General features: G+C 59.5%; 19 protein-coding genes. 5 read left to right on the plus strand and 14 right to left on the minus strand.

Annotated features, from left to right (window positions below):
* Nucleotides 1-3: 3 nt before the first annotated feature.
* From RAC79_RS18200 to aztA, 8 genes are all read right to left on the minus strand, one after another.
* Nucleotides 4-948, minus strand: coding sequence for a carbohydrate ABC transporter permease (locus RAC79_RS18200; protein WP_121490427.1), 945 nt, complete (start codon nt 946-948; stop codon nt 4-6).
* 151 nt (nt 949-1099) lie between these two features.
* Entirely contained in the window at nt 1100-2359 is a 1260-nt protein-coding gene (locus RAC79_RS18205; RefSeq protein ID WP_374997428.1) for an ABC transporter substrate-binding protein, read from the minus strand.
* A 38-nt stretch (nt 2360-2397) separates the two neighbouring features.
* A complete protein-coding gene (locus tag RAC79_RS18210) occupies nt 2398-3570 on the minus strand; it encodes a PLP-dependent transferase (protein ID WP_065655466.1) in 1173 nt (390 codons plus the stop codon).
* Entirely contained in the window at nt 3567-4259 is a 693-nt protein-coding gene (locus tag RAC79_RS18215; protein ID WP_003525094.1) for a FadR/GntR family transcriptional regulator, read from the minus strand. The genes RAC79_RS18210 and RAC79_RS18215 overlap by 4 nt, the downstream gene beginning before the upstream one ends.
* Before the next feature lie 227 nt (nt 4260-4486).
* The gene (locus RAC79_RS18220; RefSeq protein WP_174045120.1) at nt 4487-4960 is read right to left on the minus strand and encodes a ribonuclease HI; all 474 of its coding nucleotides are present in this window, start codon (nt 4958-4960) and stop codon (nt 4487-4489) included.
* A 125-nt stretch (nt 4961-5085) separates the two neighbouring features.
* A complete protein-coding gene (gene aztC / locus RAC79_RS18225; protein ID WP_174036739.1) occupies nt 5086-6111 on the minus strand; it encodes a zinc ABC transporter substrate-binding protein AztC in 1026 nt (341 codons plus the stop codon).
* Nucleotides 6112-6139: 28 nt separating this feature from the next.
* Complete coding sequence (gene aztB / locus RAC79_RS18230; protein ID WP_003525097.1) at nt 6140-7006, minus strand: zinc ABC transporter permease AztB; 867 nt, start codon at nt 7004-7006, stop codon at nt 6140-6142.
* Nucleotides 6999-7826, minus strand: a complete 828-nt coding sequence (gene aztA / locus RAC79_RS18235; protein ID WP_174039843.1) for a zinc ABC transporter ATP-binding protein AztA — start codon at nt 7824-7826, stop codon at nt 6999-7001. Before aztA ends, aztB begins: the two co-directional genes overlap by 8 nt.
* Before the next feature lie 296 nt (nt 7827-8122).
* Here aztA and zigA point away from each other — a divergent pair, with 296 nt between their 5' ends.
* Nucleotides 8123-9328, plus strand: a complete 1206-nt coding sequence (gene zigA, locus RAC79_RS18240; protein ID WP_065655471.1) for a zinc metallochaperone GTPase ZigA — start codon at nt 8123-8125, stop codon at nt 9326-9328.
* Nucleotides 9329-9484: 156 nt separating this feature from the next.
* On the opposite strand, the gene RAC79_RS18245 is transcribed toward zigA, so the two are convergent.
* From RAC79_RS18245 to RAC79_RS18255, 3 genes are all read right to left on the minus strand, one after another.
* Entirely contained in the window at nt 9485-9922 is a 438-nt protein-coding gene (locus tag RAC79_RS18245; RefSeq protein ID WP_003523340.1) for a YqaA family protein, read from the minus strand.
* Nucleotides 9923-10019: 97 nt separating this feature from the next.
* Nucleotides 10020-10289, minus strand: a complete 270-nt coding sequence (locus RAC79_RS18250; RefSeq protein ID WP_174039844.1) for a hypothetical protein — start codon at nt 10287-10289, stop codon at nt 10020-10022.
* A complete protein-coding gene (locus RAC79_RS18255; RefSeq protein ID WP_236780914.1) occupies nt 10286-11392 on the minus strand; it encodes a GTP-binding protein in 1107 nt (368 codons plus the stop codon). Before RAC79_RS18255 ends, RAC79_RS18250 begins: the two co-directional genes overlap by 4 nt.
* A 338-nt stretch (nt 11393-11730) precedes the next feature.
* On the opposite strand from RAC79_RS18255, the gene ugpB reads away from it, so the two are divergent.
* The 4 genes from ugpB (at nt 11731) to RAC79_RS18275 (ending at nt 15911) form a co-directional block, all read left to right on the plus strand.
* A complete protein-coding gene (gene ugpB, locus RAC79_RS18260; RefSeq protein WP_174039845.1) occupies nt 11731-13041 on the plus strand; it encodes a sn-glycerol-3-phosphate ABC transporter substrate-binding protein UgpB in 1311 nt (436 codons plus the stop codon).
* Nucleotides 13042-13110: 69 nt separating this feature from the next.
* Nucleotides 13111-13992 carry a sn-glycerol-3-phosphate ABC transporter permease UgpA gene (ugpA, locus tag RAC79_RS18265; RefSeq protein ID WP_003523346.1) on the plus strand — a complete coding sequence of 294 codons (882 nt, stop codon included), beginning with the start codon at nt 13111-13113 and terminating at the stop codon, nt 13990-13992.
* A 9-nt stretch (nt 13993-14001) separates the two neighbouring features.
* On the plus strand, nt 14002-14850 hold the full coding sequence (gene ugpE / locus RAC79_RS18270) for a sn-glycerol-3-phosphate ABC transporter permease UgpE (protein WP_174039846.1): 849 nt from the start codon (nt 14002-14004) through the stop codon (nt 14848-14850).
* Nucleotides 14850-15911, plus strand: a complete 1062-nt coding sequence (locus RAC79_RS18275; protein ID WP_174039847.1) for a sn-glycerol-3-phosphate import ATP-binding protein UgpC — start codon at nt 14850-14852, stop codon at nt 15909-15911. The genes ugpE and RAC79_RS18275 overlap by 1 nt, the downstream gene beginning before the upstream one ends.
* Nucleotides 15912-15970: 59 nt before the next feature.
* On the opposite strand, the gene RAC79_RS18280 is transcribed toward RAC79_RS18275, so the two are convergent.
* The 3 genes from RAC79_RS18280 to RAC79_RS18290 all read right to left on the minus strand — a co-directional run bounded on the left by RAC79_RS18280 (nt 15971) and on the right by RAC79_RS18290 (nt 18369).
* Complete coding sequence (locus tag RAC79_RS18280) at nt 15971-16714, minus strand: bifunctional 2-polyprenyl-6-hydroxyphenol methylase/3-demethylubiquinol 3-O-methyltransferase UbiG (RefSeq protein ID WP_142844563.1); 744 nt, start codon at nt 16712-16714, stop codon at nt 15971-15973.
* A 305-nt stretch (nt 16715-17019) separates the two neighbouring features.
* The gene (locus RAC79_RS18285; protein ID WP_142844564.1) at nt 17020-17463 is read right to left on the minus strand and encodes a glyoxalase superfamily protein; all 444 of its coding nucleotides are present in this window, start codon (nt 17461-17463) and stop codon (nt 17020-17022) included.
* 207 nt (nt 17464-17670) lie between these two features.
* On the minus strand, nt 17671-18369 hold the full coding sequence (locus tag RAC79_RS18290) for an OmpW family protein (protein WP_142844565.1): 699 nt from the start codon (nt 18367-18369) through the stop codon (nt 17671-17673).
* Nucleotides 18370-18605 lie beyond the last annotated feature (236 nt).

Consider the following 18605-nt stretch of genomic DNA (forward strand, 5'->3'; position numbering starts at 1 on the left):
CGGTCAGTCCTTCTCGATCAGGCGCTGGCGCAGCAGCACGATCAGCATGGAATAGGCAAGCAGCAGCACCAGCAGGACCAGCGCAATGGCCGAGGCATAACCGAAATCCAGCCGCCTGAAGGCCTGGGTGAAGATGTAGCTGGCGACGATCTGCGTGCGGTCGGCCGGCCCGCCATTGGTCATGACGATGATGAGATCGGCAAAATTGGCGATCCAGACGGTGCGCAGCAGGATGGTGATGGCGATGGTGGGCGCCAGAAACGGCAGGGTTATGGAGGTGAAGCGCTGCAGCGGGTTTGCCCCGTCAATTTCCGCCGCCTCATAAAGATCGCGCGGGATGGCCTGAAGTGCCGCAAGCAAAGTGATGGCGAAGAAGGGAATGCCCCACCAGACATTGGCGATGATCGGCCCCCACATGGCAAGCTGCGGATCGGCGAGGATATTGTTGGGTGCGGATAACAGCCCGACCGAGACCATCCAGTGCGGCAGCGGCCCGATGACCGGATTGAACAGCCACGCCCAGTTGAGACCGGCAAGGAAAGTCGGCACGGCCCATGGCAGGAATACCAGCGCCTGCGCCAGCCCCCTGCCCGCAAAGGGTTTATCGAGCAGCAGCGCCAGAATGAGGCCGAAGAAGAATTGCAGGAACACGGAAGCGCCGGTCCACCACAACGTATTTTTCAGCGCCCGGTAAAAGGCCGCATCCTGCGAGAGCGTCTCCAGATGTTTGAGGCCAACGAAACCGCCGGAAAACGGATTGAGCAGCTGCACATCGCGAAATGCATAGGAGAGGCCAAGCACCAGCGGCACCAGCATGACGGCGACAATGAGCACCAGCACGGGCGCGCTGTAAAGCCACGGTTCGGCCCAATCGGCAAACCGCCGCATCGCGGGCTTGCCAGCCGGTTTGCGCGCAGCCACCGGCCCGGCGCCATGGGCATAGGACATTGTATCGCTCCCTGATCGGACGACGGAACGGACGGGTTTTCCAGCCTCTCGGCTTACCGGTCCGAAAAATTGCGAGGAAAAGGCCTGTCGCAGCGAAGGCCGGCAAGACCCGCCGCACGGGCATTTGCGCCCGCGCAGCCGGTCAATGTCGTCACTTCGAGGCCAGGAACTTCTGCTGCGCCTTGGTCATGTAATCAGCCCATTGCTTGGCGAGGTCTTCCGGCGTGATATCGCCGAGCAGCGCTTCCTGCGACGTCTTGATCACAAGCGAATCCTTGAAGAAGGCGAATTCCTCGAGATAGGTCGGCATCGTCGTCGGCACGGCGTTCTTGTCGGCCAGCTCGTCGAACCAGCCCTTGAACTGCTCGCTGGCATAGAAGGGGTCCTTCTCCGCCGACTTGTGCACCGGCAGCGCCCCGGTCTTCTTGTTCCACTCGATATTACCTTCCGGCCCTTCAAGCGTCTCGATCAGCTTCCAGGAAAGGTCCTTGTTTTCAGACTTCGCCATCATCGACCAGCCAGCAAAACCAATCGTCGGGAAGGTCTTGCCGTCAGGTCCCTTCGGCATGGTCATGACGCCGAAATCTTCCGGCTTCATGCGCTGGGCAATGGCAATCAGCGCATCCGGGTCCTGATCGAGGAAGGCGCAGGTGCCGGAATAAAAGCCGGCAACGATCTCGTTGAAGCCCCAGTTGACGCTGTCCTTCGGCGCGTAACCGTTCTTGTAGAGATCGATCACATAGGTCAGGCCATTCACCCAGCCGGGGCTGTCGAAGGTGGAGGTGCCGTCCTTGGTGAAGAACTCGTTCGAACCGGCCATGGATGCTCCGAACATGACCCAACCATTGAGGCCGCCCGGGCCGCCGCGAAGGCAATAGCCATATTTGCCGGGAAGGGCCGCGACCTTCTTCGAAGCGTCGGCGAATTCATCAAGCGTCTTTGGCGGCTCCTTCACGCCAGCCTGTTCCAGCAGTTTCTTATTGTAGAACATGGCGCGGAGATAGAAGCCGTAGGGCAGCATATAGGCCGTGTTCTTTACGTCGCGACCGAGTTCGAGCGTGCGCTCGCTGAGCCCTGCCGTGTGTTCCCATTTGGCGAGGTAGGGCTCAAGGCTTTCGAGCATGCCGTTATTGGCGTAGAGCGACAGCCAGGTATCAGGCATTTCCATCACATCGGGAATATCGCCCGCAGAGACCATGGTGGCGAATTTCTGGAAAGCCTCGCTCCATGGAAGCGAGATGATTTCAACCTTGGTGCCGGGATTGGCCGCTTCGAATTTCGAAACGATGCCTTTCAGCGTTTCGGTGCGTTCCGGGCTGGTGATAACTTCCACCAGCTTCAAGGTCGTGTCCGCCAGCGCCGTTCCGGTCATCAGGGCGGTGAAGATTGCTGCTGTTACCAGTTTTTTCATGTCGTTCTCCCCTTTTTTGTCGTCAGTTTAAAAATGCGTCAGGCGGCGGTAGCCGCCTTGATCGCGGGTTCGAGATCGTTCCAGAGGGCTTCCGTGCCCTCCAGCCCGACATGCAGGCGCACCGAACGCGCGCTGATGCCGAAGGTGTGGGCGGAGTTTGGCTGCGCCTTCTGTTCAAGCACCACTTCGCCGGGGACGATCAGGCTTTCATGCCCGCCCCAGGAAACACCCAGTTTGAAAAGCTTCAGCCGGTCGGCAAAAGCGCGCACATCCACGCCTTCCTTGAAAATGAAGGAAAACAGGCCCGACGTGCCGTTGAGACCCGGCGGCAGGCGGTTCGCCAGCCCGGGATGGCAGACGGTTTCCACGACGTCGAGCGCGTGAAGACGCGTTGCGATATCCAAAGCCGAGGCCTGATGCGCCTTCATGCGCAGTGGCAGGGTGCGAAGCCCGCGAATGAGCAGCCAGGCATCAAAAGGCGACATCTTGCCGCCGAGATAGGGATAGGTTTCCGCCCGGATGCGATCAATCATCGCCTTCGAACCGGCCACCACGCCGGAGACCACATCGCTATGGCCGCCAAGATATTTCGATGCCGAATGCACGACGAGATCGACACCCAGCGAAATCGGCTGCTGGAAGACCGGGCTTGCCCAGGAATTGTCGATGACGGTGACGGCGCCATGCCGCTTGCCAATGGCGGCGAGCGCGCCGACATCATGCGCCTCCATCACCCAGCTCGTCGGGCTTTCCATGTAGAACAGCTTTGCGCCCGGCATCGCCTTTTCAACCGCCGCCTCATCGCGGCCGTCAACATAGGTCACCTCGATATTCATGCGCTGCATGAAGGTGCCGAACAGGCGGAACGCATCGGGATAGACATGGCGCACGGCGACGATCCGGTCGCCCGGCGAAACGAAGGAGAGCACGGTGGAGGAAATGGCCGACATGCCGCTTGCAAAACCGAGCGCATCTTCCGCCCCTTCCAGCTTCGCCAGCATCTCTTCGAACAGCCGCACCGTGGGGTTCAGCCCGCGCGTATAGACCGGCCGCACCTTCTCACCGCGATAGGTGGAGACCATCTCGTCATAGCTGGAAAAGGTGAAAAGCGAGGTCTGCACGATGGGCGGCACCACGGCTTCGAAGGCGTGGGCCTCGTCATGCGCAACGATAAATGAGGCGGGATCGAAGAGATCGTTGCCATGGTTCATTTCGACATGTCCTTGATATCTTCCTCGACGACAGCGAGGATTTTCAATGTTTCTTCCCGCGCCGTTTCCGCATCCCCGGCGGCGATCGCGTTGAACAGCGTGCGGTGAAAGGGAAAGGAGCGGCTGGCGAAATCCGGCCGATCAAAGGGCTTCGACCAGAAGCGTTCAAAACCCTCGCGCATCTGTTCCAATAGCTGCTTGAAGAGCGAATTATGCGTGGCGTCATAGATAGAGAGGTGAAAGGCGAGGTCCGCCTTGCCAGAGGTTCCCTCGGCCAGATGCACCCGCTCCATCTCATCGAGCCGCGCTTCCATGGTGGCGATATCCTCGGGCGTGCGACGGCGCGCGGCGGCCATGGAGGCTTCCACCTCGATGCCGCGCCGTACTTCCAGCGTCATCAGCAGCGCATCGCGCAGGCTTTCGGCATCGATGGAAATCGGCATATGCACGGTGGCAGCGGAAATCGGCTTCAAGAGGTAATTGCCGCTGCCCTTGCGGCTGTCGATAACGCCGAGCGCCTGAAACTTGCGGATGACTTCGCGGATGGTGGACCGCCCCACACCCAGCGCCGCCATCAGCTCCCGCTCCGCCGGCAGACGGTCTCCCGCCTTCAGCCCCGCCCGCTCCACATAGTCGGAAAGCGCAGCCTCCACCTGGCGCACGCGGTCGCTCGGCGGAATCGGCTGCATGAGTTCCCGGCTGGACCTGTCCAAGACGCACCCCCTAAATTGGTCTGACATCTTACCATTTCAAACGGAATGTGGATTGTCAACCGGCAAGCGGCCGTGGGTGCACACCATTCGGTTTGAGTCGCGAAAGAGTACCGTCGCAACCGCTCGATACGGAAAAAGGTCAAGACGGGATGGCTGAAGTGAAGAGGTTAAAGCGCCGAATCACGGCGACTGACGGCCACCGGCTAAATCGCCGTCGCGCGGGCCACTCCCCGCGCCAAAGCATCGGCATGCTCGTTCCCGACAGTGCCGGAATGCCCTTTGCACCATTCTACAACCACATGGGGATGCCGCTCCAGCAGGCTGTCGAGCTGCTGCCAGATGTCCCTGTCGGGGATCGGTCTTCGGCGGGTGCGCTGGTTGGGCGTGATCCGCTTCCAGCCGTTGTTGCGCCAGATGGACCTATATCGGCGGCAGCCTTCGATAACATGAACGGCATCCGTCCAGAGCGTGACAGCCCGTGTTGGCGCCTCGGCGGCGATCCAGGATAGTGCGTTGAGAACGGCGAGGACCTCGAAAGTATTGTTCGATGTGCCGACAGTCCTGCCTGAAGCGGAATGAACTTGGCGGCCCGCTTCATGAACCACGAACGCCCATCCTCCGGAGCTGGAAGCATCGTCGAAGGAACCGTCGGTGAAGATGTGAAGCGCATCGGACATGAGGAGGCTTTTTAGCACCGATATGGAAATCGCTAAAGGAAGAGTTCCAGGGCCATTGCATAAACACAAAAGCAGAGAGGGCGGCACAGGCCACCCTCCCCGAACTTACAGCGAGATGGTCGAACTTACTGGCCGAGCACAGCCGCCGTGATCGTCTCGATATTGTGGTTGATCATGTCGATATAGGTTGCAGCCGGGCCGTCGGCAGTCGAAAGCGCGTCGGAATAGAGCGTGCCGCCAACCTTCAGGCCGGTTTCGCTGGCAATCTGGTCGATCAACCGCTTATCGGTGATGTTTTCGACGAAGATCGCCGAGGCCTTGTCGTGTTTAACCTGATCCACCAGCTTGGCGACATCGGCGGCCGAGGCTTCGGATTCCGTCGATACGCCTTCAGGTGCGAGGAAGTTCAGGCCATAGGCATGCTCGAAATAACCGAAGGCGTCATGCGAGGTGATGATGACGCGCTTTTCCGGCGGGATGGCGGCGATCTCGGTCTTCACCTTCTCGTTCAGAGCGGCAAGCTTGGCGATATAGGCGTCCGAATTGGCGGTGTAGGTCGCGCAACCGGCCTTGTCGACCTCACAAAAGGCGCCGGCAATGTTCTTCACGTAGATTTCGGCGTTCTTGATCGACTGCCAGGCATGCGGGTCGAACTCGCCGTGATGGTGATGTCCCTCATGGCCGTGGTCGTGATCATGGGCCTCGGCGGTCTCATGGCTGTGGCCAGCTTCCTCTGCCTTGTGGTCGTGACCTTCCTCTTCCTCGGCTTCCGGATGGGCGTGACCGGCCGGCTCTTCGGAAAGCTTGAGCGGCTCCACGCCCTTGGTCAGCTCCATCACCGGCGCCTTGGTGCCGCTGGTGTCGATCAGCCGTTTCAGGAAGCCTTCGAATTCCAGACCGTTAACCAGCACCACATCCGCCTTGCTGACGGCGACGGCATCGGCCGGGCGGGGTTCATAGACATGGGCGTCGCCATCCGGCCCGACGAGCGTGGTGATTTCGACGCGGTCGCCGCCGACGTTCTTCGCAAAATCGGCGATGATCGAGAAACTGGCAACGACCTTGAGTTCGGCGGCGGAAGCCTGCGCCATCAGAACCGGGGAGAGGGAAAGAAGGCTGGCGCAGGTGGCCAGACGGAGGCTTTTGAACATGAAGGTTCTCCTTTTTCGAACGCTGTTTTCAGGCCGTCCTGTGACGACCGGAACCGAGAAGATCGCTGAGCACGCCGCGCGTGCCGATGAGGATGGAGAGCGCATAGATGACGCCCGCGGAAAGGATGATCGCCGGGCCGGATGGCAGCGACGCGTGATAGGACAAAAGCAGACCGGCAAAGCAGGACACCATGCCGATGCCGATGGAAATGAAGCACATGGGTGCGACACGGTTGGACCAGAAACGGCTGGCGGCGGCGGGCAGCATCATCAGCCCGACGGAAAGCAGCGTTCCCAGCGCCTGAAAGCCGCCGACCAGATTGAGCACGACGATGGCAAGGAAGAGGAAATGCACCGGGCTGCCCCAGTTGCTGACCGAACGCAGGAACAGGGGATCGAGGCATTCCGCCAGCAGCGCCCGCCAGAAAGTGATCATCACCACCAACGTCACGATGCAGATGCCGCCGATCAGGCCGAGCGCCTCATTGTTCAGCGCCAGCACCGTGCCGAACAGCACATGCATGAGATCGACGCTGGAACCGCGCCATGAGACGAGCAGCACGCCAAGCGCCAGCGAGATGAGATAAAAGGCGGCAAGCGAGGCGTCTTCCTTCTGGATGGTGAAGCGTGACACAGCGCCTGCACCCAGCGCGACAAGAAGACCGACGGCCAGCCCGCCGATGGTCATGGGCAGGATTTCCAGCCCGTAGAACAGAAACCCGACCGCCGCTCCCGGCAGGATGGCGTGGGACATGGCGTCGCCTGTCAGGCTCATGCGGCGCAGCATCAGAAACACCCCGACCGGGCCACAGCTGACGGCAAGGATCAGCGCACCGGCAAGCGCGCGCTGCATGAAGACATATTGGACGAAGGGTTGGATGAAGATATCAGCCATGGACATTCGAATTCGCGTGGTAGTGGGAATGGGAATGGGCGGATGCCGCCTGCGGACTTGCCCCGACGATCTGCAGCGAAGGCGCCTCGGCCGGCTCGCACCAGGGCGCATTCTCCTCCCACGCCTCGTGGAAATGCCGCGCCTGCCGGATGTTCTCCGCCTGCAGGACCTCGGCCGTCGGACCCAGCCCGACAAGCTTTCGGGCAAGGAACAGGGTCTCCGGGAAATGCTGCCGCACGAGCTGGAAGTCATGAAGGACGGCCAGAACCGTGCGTCCCTCCGCCACCCATGATTTAATGAGGGCCATAAGGTCGGAAACGGTGCGCTCGTCGACGGCGTTGAAGGGCTCGTCAAGCAGGATCAGCTGCGCATCCTGCAACATGGCGCGGGCAAACAGGGCGCGCTGCATCTGACCGCCGGAGAGCGAATCTATATTGCGCTTTTCAAAACCGGAAAGCCCGACCGCCTCCATCACGCAGCCCATCGCCGCCCGGTCTTCGGGACGGTGGCGGCCAAGCAGGCCGCGTTTCGACCAGAGACCAAGCGCCACCAGATCCCGCACCTGCGCCGGGAAAGAGCGGTCGAGTTCCGATTGCTGCGGCAGATAAGCGACGGACATATCTGGGCTTACCCGGCATTCGCCGCCGAGCGGCTTCAAAATGCCGGCAATGCCTTTCATCAGCGTCGATTTTCCCGAGCCATTGGCGCCGACCACCGCAGTGAGCGAGCCTTTGGCGATATCGCCATTCAGATGATGCACGGCCGCGCGGCCGGCATATCCAAGCGTCAGGTTTTTGAAGGCGAGGCACGGATCGCTCATCGATCCCTCCGGGGCAGGATGTCATTCGATGGCCCTTGATATGTAATGTTATTACATTCGTCAAACGAATACGTAATGAAATAACATTAACTATCGGAAAGATAAGTTGCGCTTCGCGTAAGCCGCAGCCCTCGCGTTGCGGGACGCTTTTTTTCTGTCGCCAGTTGACAGTTGGTCAGCATGTAATGTTATTACGTTACAAAATAAAGACGGGGCAGCACCGAACCCGTCATTTCCAGATCGTGCGCGTGGCCGCCATGAGGTCCACGCGGGCGTTGCCAAAGAACGAGGTCCATATGTCGCAAAAACTTCCCGTCACCGTGCTTTCCGGCTTTCTCGGCGCCGGCAAGACGACGCTTCTCAACCATATTCTCGCCAATCGCGATGGTCTGCGCGTGGCGTTGATCGTCAACGACATGAGCGAGATCAATATCGACGCCGCACTGGTGCGCGATGGCGGCGCCAATCTCTCCCGTACGGAAGAGCAATTGGTGGAAATGACCAATGGCTGCATCTGTTGCACGCTGCGCGACGACCTCCTGACGGAGGTGCGGGCGCTGGCCGAACAGGGCCGTTTCGATTACCTGCTGATCGAATCCACCGGCATCGCCGAGCCGCTTCCGGTCGCCGCAACCTTTGATTTTCGCGATGAAAACGGCCGCAGCCTTTCCGATGTCGCGCGGCTGGATACGATGGTGACGGTGGTGGATGCCGCCAATCTTCTCAACGATTACGGTTCGTCCGATTTTCTGGCCGACCGGGGCGAAACGGCGGGCGATGGCGACAACCGCACAATCGTCGACCTTCTGGTGGAGCAGATCGAATTTGCCGATGTCGTCGTCCTCAACAAGATCGGGACTGCCACACCGGAACAGCGGGACGCCGCCCGCAAGATCATTGTCGGGCTGAACCCGGATGCGAAATTGATTGAAGCCGATTTCGGCAAGGTGGCGCTGAAGGAGGTTCTGGGCACGGGGCGTTTCGATTTCGCCAGGGCCGAAGAACACCCCCTGTGGTTCAAGGAATTGCACGGCTTCAAGGACCACATTCCCGAAACCGAGGAATATGGCATCCGCTCCTTCGTTTACCGCGCCCAGAAACCCTTCGACCCCGTGCTGTTCCAGCGTTTCATCGACCGCGCCTGGCCTGGCGTGGTGCGCGCCAAGGGCTTTTTCTGGCTTGCGACGCGTCCGCGTTATGTCGGCGAGATCAGCCAGGCCGGCGCGTTGGTGCGCACCGGCAAGATGGGCCTGTGGTGGTCCGCCGTGCCGAAGGAGCAATGGCCGCGCGAAAAGCAGTTCCTCGATATGATGAAGCCCTATCTCGATCCGGTCTTCGGCGACCGGCGACAGGAAATCGTCTTCATCGGCTCCGACCCGATGAACGAGGCGCGCATCCGCGCGCAGCTCGACGCCTGCCTGATCGATACCGAGGCATTCACACCGGATGCATGGCGGCACCTGCCCGATCCTTTCGCAAGCTGGGACAGGCAGGCGGCTTGATCGATTGCTACCGATGCGGAGCATCCGTAAACCGTCACCCCGGGCTAGGTCCGGGGTCCAGCGCGATCAAGTACCTGATCGCGAGAGACTCTTTTCACGGCGCAGACGCGCCGTGGCTGGATGCCGGATCTAGTCCGGCATGACGGAGGAGAGGCTTCATAGAAAATTCAGCGTCACCAGCGCCAGAACGAGATAACGCCCGACCTTGGCGATGGTGACCAGCAGCAGGAAGACCGGCAGCGGTTCCTTCATGATGCCGGCGGCGACAGTCAGCGGATCGCCAATCAGCGGCGCCCAGCTGATGAGCAGGGACCATTTGCCGTAACGACGATACCAGTTCTGGGCGCGCTCCAGCGCCGCCTCCCCGACCGGAAACCAGCGTTCATGCCGAAAGCGCTCGATACCGCGGCCGAGCAGCCAGTTCGCAAAGGAGCCGGCGACATTGCCGGCGCTGGCCACGGCGACCAGCAGCCAGACGGGCTGTGATTTCAGAACAATGAGGCCGGCCAGTGCGGCCTCCGACTGCATGGGCAGAATGGTCGCCGCGATAAACGCCGTCAGGAACAAACCCGCATATACCGCCAGATCGGCCATCGCCCGCCCTTCATCATCCGCGAATCCCGTCGCTGCCCCTGAAGTGGCGGATGAGGGCGCCGGCGGTCAAGCGCATCTTGAGCCTGAAAACGGGTTCTCAAGCCGAATTCGCAGCGATGGCGTGCACGATATCGTCATGATCCACCGCGAGAAGCGGCTTGTGGATGGATAGTTGCCGGCTTGTACCGGAAGCCGACAGGATGACGATCACCGTTTCGCGCGGCGGGCAATCCGGCAGGGCGCAGGAAAGCTCGCTGACGGTGATAATGTCTTCGGGGTGGAGATGCAGCAGATCGCGGGACCATTGCTTCAGAAGACGGGCCTGCGAGACGATTGCGGAGCCGCTGCGCGCAAGCGGATTGTTCATGCCCTGCCCTTTCGCCCCGCCTGCGAGGCCAATGTCTCGAAGAGAGCGCGGATCGGCTGCTGCGGCATGTCCATGCCGATCAGCACGATGCGCGTGGAACGATTGCCATCCGGCCAGCGCTCCAGGCGGGTCAATGGATAAAGCCGGTGCTGCACCGCATGGGCGACAACCGGCCGCTCCGGATCATCCGTCGCGCCGAAAATTCCCTTGAGCCGCAGCAGGCCGGAATGCACATTGCTGGTGACGAGCTCCAGAAACGTGACGATCGCCTGCGGATCGAAAGCGCCTTCAAAGGTCAGATCGAAAGCCTCGATCCCGACACCATGGCGGTTGATATCGTGCTGGTGGGCGGCATGAAGGCTCAGCCTGTCGGCCGCAAGCCACCCCGGCGCATCCTCCGGCTTGCCACTAAGCGAATAATCCGAGGCTGCAAACAATGACATCAGATCGAAATCGACGGCATTACGGTCATGAAACGAGGCCGCAGGATTGAGATCGGCGAGGCTATCCCGGTCCACGGCAGCGGCATCGGCAAGATCGGTTTTCGTCAGAACGATATGGTCGGCAAAGGCAAGCTGTTTCCAGCCTTCGATAAAGCTGTCGAGCATCGCCGGGCCGGCGACAACGTCGAAAGCCGTGACCACGCCTGAAAGGTGGAAATGCCGGGCCACGATGTGATCGCGCAGGCCAAGCGCCGGCGTGCCGCCGGCGATCAGGCTGTTGATGATCGGCGCGGGATCGGCAAGGCCAGTGGTTTCGATGACGACCCGCGATACTTGCGGCATCATCCCCTCCAGAAAGGCCTGATGCAGCTCGTAAAGCGAGGTGCGGATATCGCTGGTGGCCGTACAGCAGATGCAGCCCGTCGTCGTTCTGAAATATCGTTCAGAACCCGTTCGCACCAGACCGTGATCAATGGGCACCGAGCCGAATTCATTGACGATGACCGCGGCATCGCGCATGGCCGGCTCAGTCAGAAGCGCGTTCAGCAACGTCGTCTTGCCCGCGCCCAGAAAACCGGTCAGCAGGGTAACCGGCACCGTGCGGACAGGTGGCGCGACGGCCGAATCGTCCCTGGAATCGACCGCTTTCTTCCGCTTCATTCCGAACACATCCGCACCTTCGACATTCATAAATTCACCGCACCATAATACGTAATGTAATAACATATCAATGGCGATCATTGGATTTCCGGCGGGAGCTGATCCTGCGCCTGTATGCCCCTGAGGTCGGGCGCATGAAAAAACCATGGAACGAAGGAAATGGAATAATAAATCCGTTTCCTTCACTTTCGTTTTAATCGTTCCACGTTCTCTTGCATTTTCGTTAGAGTTCGCTTTTAATCAGTAATGCTAATACAGAGAAGATCGCCCGCAGCCGGATCGAGGAGGAACCACTGCAATAAGGGGCTGTATCTTTTACTGTTTTCATAACGGGAGGAATGACCTTGAAAAAACTCAGCTACCGCCTCGCCGCGGCATCCGCGCTTTCGTTTTTTGTCACATCGAATGCATATGCAGTAACGGACATTCAGTGGTGGCACGCCATGACCGGCGCCAATAACGAGGTCGTGGATACGCTTGCCAAAGAATTCAACGATAGCCAGAAAGAATACAAGATCACGCCCGTCTTCAAGGGCACCTATCCGGAAACGCTGAATGCCGGCATTGCGGCGTTCCGCGCCAAGCAGCCGCCGGCGATCATTCAGGTCTTCGACGCCGGTTCGGGCGTGATGATGGGTGCTGCCGGCGCCATCAAGCCGGTGGCGGACGTGCTGAAGGAAGGCGGCTACACTTTCAACAAGGCCGACTATCTGGCCGGTATCGTGGCCTATTATTCCAAGCCTGACGGCACCATGCTGTCCTTCCCTTACAATTCGTCCTCGCCGATCCTCTATTACAACAAGGATGTCTTCCAGAAGGCCGGCCTCGATACTGCCAACCCGCCGAAGACCTGGCCGGAAGTTTTCGAAGCTGCGAAGAAGATCAAGACCAGCGGTGCGGCCCAATGCGGTTTCACCTCCACCTGGCTCACCTGGATTCAGACCGAAAACTTCGCCGCCTGGAACAACGTCTCCTATGGCAGCAATGAAAACGGCCTTGGCGGCACGGATGTGAAGCTTGCGGTCAATGCACCGCTCTTCGTAGAGCATTTCCAGGCGATTGCCGACCTCGCGAAAGACGGCACCTTCCGTTATGGCGGCCGCACCTCGGAGGCCAAGCAGCTGTTCATGTCCGGCGAATGCGGCATCCTGACCGAATCTTCCGGCGGCCTTGGCGATATCGTCAAGACCGGCATGAATTACGGCATCGGCCAGCTTCCCTATTATGAGGGCCATGGTCCGCAGAACACCATTCCCGGCGGCGCCAGCCTCTGGGTCTTCGGCGGCAAGAGCGATGCCGAATATAAGGGTGTGGCCGAGTTCTTCCACTTCCTCTCCCAGACCAAGATTCAGGCGCGCCTGCATCAGGTCTCCGGCTACATGCCGGTAACGATCGCGGCCTATGAGGAAACCAAGAAATCCGGCTTCTACGACAAGAACCCTGCCCGCGAAACGCCGCTGCTGCAGATGATGGGCAAGCCGCCGACAGAAAACTCCAAGGGCGTGCGTCTCGTGAACCTGCCGCAGGTGCGCGACATCATGAATGAAGAGTTCGAGGCGATGCTGGCCGGCAAGCAGGACGCGAAAGCGGCACTCGACAAGATCGTAGAGCGCGGCGATGCGGCCATCAAACAGGCTGCCGGCAACTAAAAGATCCCCTGCCCCGCCCGCATCCTCAAAAGGGTGCGGGCGGCATTCCCATCTCATCAGGAGATCGCCGTGCAAAGCGTCGTATTCCCCAACAAGATCCTGCCCTATCTGCTGGTCGCGCCGCAGATCATCCTCACGGTGATCTTTTTCTTCTGGCCGGCAAGCCAGGCGCTTTACCAGTCGACCATGCGCGAGGACGCCTTCGGGCTGAACAGCAATTTTGTCGGGCTGGCGAATTTTTCCGCCGTGCTGTCGGATGAAAGCTATCTGAACTCGCTGCAGGTCACCGTCATCTTCAGCATCCTGACCGCGCTCGTCTCCATGGGGCTGGCGCTGCTTCTGGCGACGGCGGCGGACCGCGTGGTGCGCGGCAAGGGTTTTTACCGCACCATGATGATCATGCCCTATGCCGTCGCCCCTGCGGTGGCCGGCATGTTGTGGCTCTTCATGTTCAACCCGGCCATGGGCACCTTCTCCTACATTCTGCGCCGCAACGGCATCATGTGGGACCCGCTGCTCAACGGCGATCAGGCCATGCTGCTCGTCGTCGCGGCTGCCGCGTGGAAGCAGATCAGTTATAATTTTCTGTTTTTTGTCGCAGGCTTGCAGGCAATTCCTAAATCATTGCTGGAGGCGGCCTCCATTGATGGCGCGCGCGGTTCGCGGCGCTTCTGGACCATCGTTTTCCCGCTGCTGGCGCCGACAACCTTCTTCCTTCTGGTCGTCAACACGGTTTACGCCTTCTTCGATACCTTCGGCATCATCCATGCCGTCACCGGCGGCGGCCCCGCCAAGGCGACGGAAACGCTGGTCTACAAGGTCTATAATGATGGCTTCGTGAACCTCAATCTCGGCTCTTCCGCCGCGCAATCCGTGATCCTGATGGTGATCGTCATCGCGCTCACCGCCTTCCAGTTCCGCTTCGTCGAGAAGCGCGTGCATTACGGCTGAGGATTTCCCATGATTGAAAATCGCCCGGTCGCCCGCGTGATCGCCCATCTGATGCTGGTACTCGGCATCATCATCGTGGCCTTCCCGATCTATTACACCTTCGTCGCCTCCTCCATGACCTCGACGGATATTATCCGCCCGCCCATGTCGCTTTTGCCCCGCGACCATCTCAGCGCCAATTACACCGAGGCCATGGTCGGCGGTGTCGAAAGAGTGGTCGGCGTCAGCCTCGAGCGGCTGCTGTTCAACAGCTTCGTTGTGGCGCTCGCCATCGCCATCGGCAAGATCGTCATTTCGTTCCTGTCGGCCTTCGCCATCGTCTTCTTCCGCTTTCCCTTCCGCATGGGCTTCTTCTGGATGATCTTCATCACGCTCATGCTGCCGGTGGAGGTGCGTATCCTGCCCACTTACAAGGTCATCGTCGATCTTGGGCTTATCGACACCTATGCGGGATTGACGCTGCCCCTGATGGCATCTGCGACGGCAACCTTCCTGTTCCGGCAGTTCTTCCTGACCATTCCCGGCGAGCTGGTCGAGGCGGCACGCATCGACAATGCAGGGCCGTTCCGCTTCATGCGGGATATTCTGTTGCCGCTGTCGAGAACCAATATCGCCGCCCTTTTCGTGATCCTGTTCATCTATGGCTGGACCCAATATCTCTGGCCGCTGCTCGTGACCAACGACGCCAAGATGAACACGATCATCATCGGCTTGAAGCGCATGGTGGATTTCACCGACGCCTCGACGCCCTGGAATTATGTGATGGTGACGGCGATCCTCGCCATCATCCCCCCGATTATCGTTGTGGTGCTGATGCAGCGCTGGTTCGTCAAAGGTTTGGTGGAGACCGAAAAGTAATGGCAAAAATTGCGCTGAAAGACGTCCGCAAGGTTTATGGCGGCAATGTCGAGGCCATCAAGGGCGTATCGATGGATATCGCCGACGGCGAAATGATCGTGCTCGTCGGCCCCTCCGGCTGCGGAAAATCCACCCTGCTGCGCATGATCGCCGGGCTGGAAGGCATTTCGGGCGGCCAGATCGTCATCGGCGACCGCGTCGTCAACGATCTCGAACCCTCCGACCGCGATATCGCCATGGTGTTCCAGAACTATGCGCTTTATCCGCATATGACGGTACGACAGAACCTTGCCTATGGCCTGAAGAACCGCAACACGCCGAAGGACGAGATCGAGAGGCGCATTACGGAGGCGGCCAAGGCTCTCGAAATCGAACAGTTCCTGGAGCGCAAGCCGCGCCAGCTTTCCGGTGGCCAGCGCCAGCGCGTGGCCATGGGACGCGCCATTGTGCGCAAGCCGGCGGCGTTTCTGTTCGACGAGCCGCTCTCCAACCTCGACGCCAAGCTGCGCGTGCAGATGCGGGTGGAAATCCGCCGCCTGCAGCGCTCGCTCGCCACGACAAGCGTTTATGTCACCCATGACCAGATGGAGGCCATGACGCTGGCCGACCGGCTGGTGGTGCTGAACGCCGGCCGCATTGAGCAGATGGGTACGCCGATCGAGCTTTACGAAAAGCCGGCGACCACCTTCGTCGCCACCTTCATCGGCTCGCCTTCCATGAACCTGCTGAGCCATGGTGCGACATCGGCAAACGGCTCTTCCGGCTGGTCGGTGCAGGGAACCGCGGCACTGCCGCAGGGCGTCGCCACGCTCGGCATCCGCCCCGAAGACATCACCCTTGCCGATGAAGCCCCCGCAGACGCCGCCTTCACCGGCACCGTGCAGGTAGACGCCGTGGAACTGGTGGGTGCGGAAAGCTATGTGCATGGCTCCTTCGCCGACGGCACCACAATCGTCTTCCGCGTACACGGCCGCTCGCAGCTGCGCATCGGCGAAACACTGAAGATCGCCGCCCAGGCGAAGGATTTTCACCTGTTCGATTCTGCGGGGACGCGCATTTAAGCCACTGCGGGATGCCATTACTGCGACGTCCAGCATCTAAGTAATGGCGTCCCGTGGTGTTAGCCGCCCTTTCTCGCTGTAAAATGAAAGGTAAGGACATCACCTTGATAATGCTCGGAAAGCAAAACGTCCTTCATTCCGTTCCGACTGAACGCGGCGAGGATGGCGATAGGATCATATTCCGACATTCGCATTGAAAGTGTATTCCAGCCTTTTCCACGCAGGAATCTATATGTTGCCGCCAGCACTGGCACATTGTGGCGCAGGTGATAGCGTAGGCGGTCTGACAAGCGGCGTTGAGGCCTTTTGACGCTCGTTTGGAGAATGGCAACACCGCTGGGGCCGACCTTTGACAGCAACTTGTCGATCAGCATGACTCCCCTCTTGGCATCTACGTGCTGGAGAACGATATAGCTGAGGACGAGATCATATTCGCCCGAAGCGTGACTTAAATCGTCGTCTGAAGGGACCATTTCGACATTTTTGACATTGTATAACTGGCAATTCTTAGCGGCTTCGGCACGCATGTCTGGAGATAGTTCAACGCCGATTACGGTTTCAAAACGAGACGCAAGCGGTATGCTCATTCGAGCCACCCCGGCACCGAACTCAAGAACACGCCCTTTACCCAACGGCCCGAAATACTGTTCCGCACGACCCAGCATCCAAGAGACATTGGCTTCCCCTGTAGCGAAGAATTCGCCCTTCGTTGCCTCGATATTTGAAGTGTGAAATCGGTCTTCGGAATACACGCCGTAATATGGGTTTTTCCTGCCCCATTCCAGCCACTGCGTATCGCTCATAAAATCCCTCAAATATAAGCAGAAAATAATATTTATATACCAACTATTATATACAAGAACAGATATCACTTTGCAAAACAAATATGCAATAAATACTATTAATAAGACACAAGCGCGACCAAAAAATCTATCATATATACTCGGACGAGCACTGACGTGTATTAAGGGGGCGATGCGGAGAAATGCGGTGAACATCGCAAATTTCGACTGAACCCCCATTCAGTTTTCAAATGAAAAGGGGTTCAAAAGCCTGAAATCCCGTGCGTCGCCTCCCCGAAGAACGACCAATCAAAGGGTGCGCCAACCTACCACACCAGTTCCACCTGCGGCCGGCCATTAGAGGTTTTCTCCACCGTACGGCCGGATGTGTCGACATTGCAGTGGACGCGCTGGCGAAAGGCGGAAAAGCTTTCGAAAGTCACCACATCCACCGGATCGTCGAGATGCAGGGTCAGCCGGTAGCGTTCGGGATCGCCGCCGAGCGCCTGCACGCCCAGCACCGAAGCCACGAAGGGTTGGCCGAGGTAAAAACCTTCCACCCTTGAGCCCAGAAGATAGGGGTTGAAGGCGGGGCGGTTGCCGGCCGATGCGTGGAGGGTGTTCCAGTCGCGGAAGCCATATTGCGCGGCGATGAGTTCCAGCGCCTTCGAATGGGTGATTGCCTGCCCCTCACCTTCAAGGGCGGCGCGCAGGCGTTTTGCCTGTTCTTTCAGCCCCTCAAGTGCGGGAAACGGTTTGGACACGTTCATAACGGTTCTCCAACATGCGCATGCCGACTATTCCGAAGGGGGTCCGCGTTGCCATCGACGACATGCAAAACATGGGATGACCGTTGTTAAAGAAAGAGCTTCACCAGGGGCGCAAACGCCTGCGGACGGCCGGGGCTCTTTGCCCGTGGCCGTCCCTATAGCTTAGAAAGCGCCGCCCGTCAAAGGGAGCGCCCGGCACCCCCGCAATCAGAAGCGATAGGTGATACCCGCGCCGATCAGCCACGGATCGAGCTTCGCCTTGCCGCTGATCGGCGTGCCGCCGAGTTCCGCCGTCCAGTCGGTCTTGAGGAAGACCTTCTTCACGTCGAAGTTCACGCCCCAATGCTCGTCCAGCATATAGTCGAAACCGACCTGCACGGCTGCACCGACCTTGTTCTTGACATCGAGATTGCTGAAACCGGGCTTTTCCGTCTGGTTATAGAACAGCGAATAGTTCACGCCCGCGCCGACATAGGGCTTGAAAGCACCGAAATCGGTGAAGTGATATTGCAGCGTCAATGTCGGTGGCAGCAGCCACGTCTTGCCGACCGGCGTGCCGGCCAGCACGCCTTCGCCGTTGATCTTGGCATAGGTGGTGCCGAGGATAAGCTCTGCGGCAAAGTTTTCGGTGAAGAAATAGCTGATGTCGAGTTCCGGGATCACGGTGTCCGAATAAGACAGGCCCGCTCCCGGCACACCGTCGACGCTGCCGCTGTCATGGGTGATGACGCCGAGGCCGCGCACGCGCAGCATCCACGGGCTTGCCGCTGCAATCGCCTCTTCGGCGGTGGGGGCCGGCGCTGCCTGGGCCAGATCGGCAGCCATCGCATTGGCGGATACCAGCATGGCCGCGACACCGACTGCGACACTGGCAAGCAAGGCGGTTTTTTTGTTTCCGTTCGTCATTCCATCTCTCCTATAGCGCACCGCAGCCGGGCAAGTCCCCGGAACCGGCTGATGACGGCGGGCTTTCGCGAATCTTCGCCTGCCGCAACCGCTTGGGGCCACTATGACGAAGGGAGAGGCGGGCCGATTGAGATGGATCAAACCGGAACGCCGATCATGGATCGGAACGATTAACCGGCAAGGATTGTGACAATTACGCAACAAGTGCCGTCCGGCGATCGTGGAGCTCGTGCACA

Source organism: Agrobacterium sp. LR_9 (assembly GCF_041954855.1).
GTDB lineage: Bacteria > Pseudomonadota > Alphaproteobacteria > Rhizobiales > Rhizobiaceae > Agrobacterium > Agrobacterium leguminum.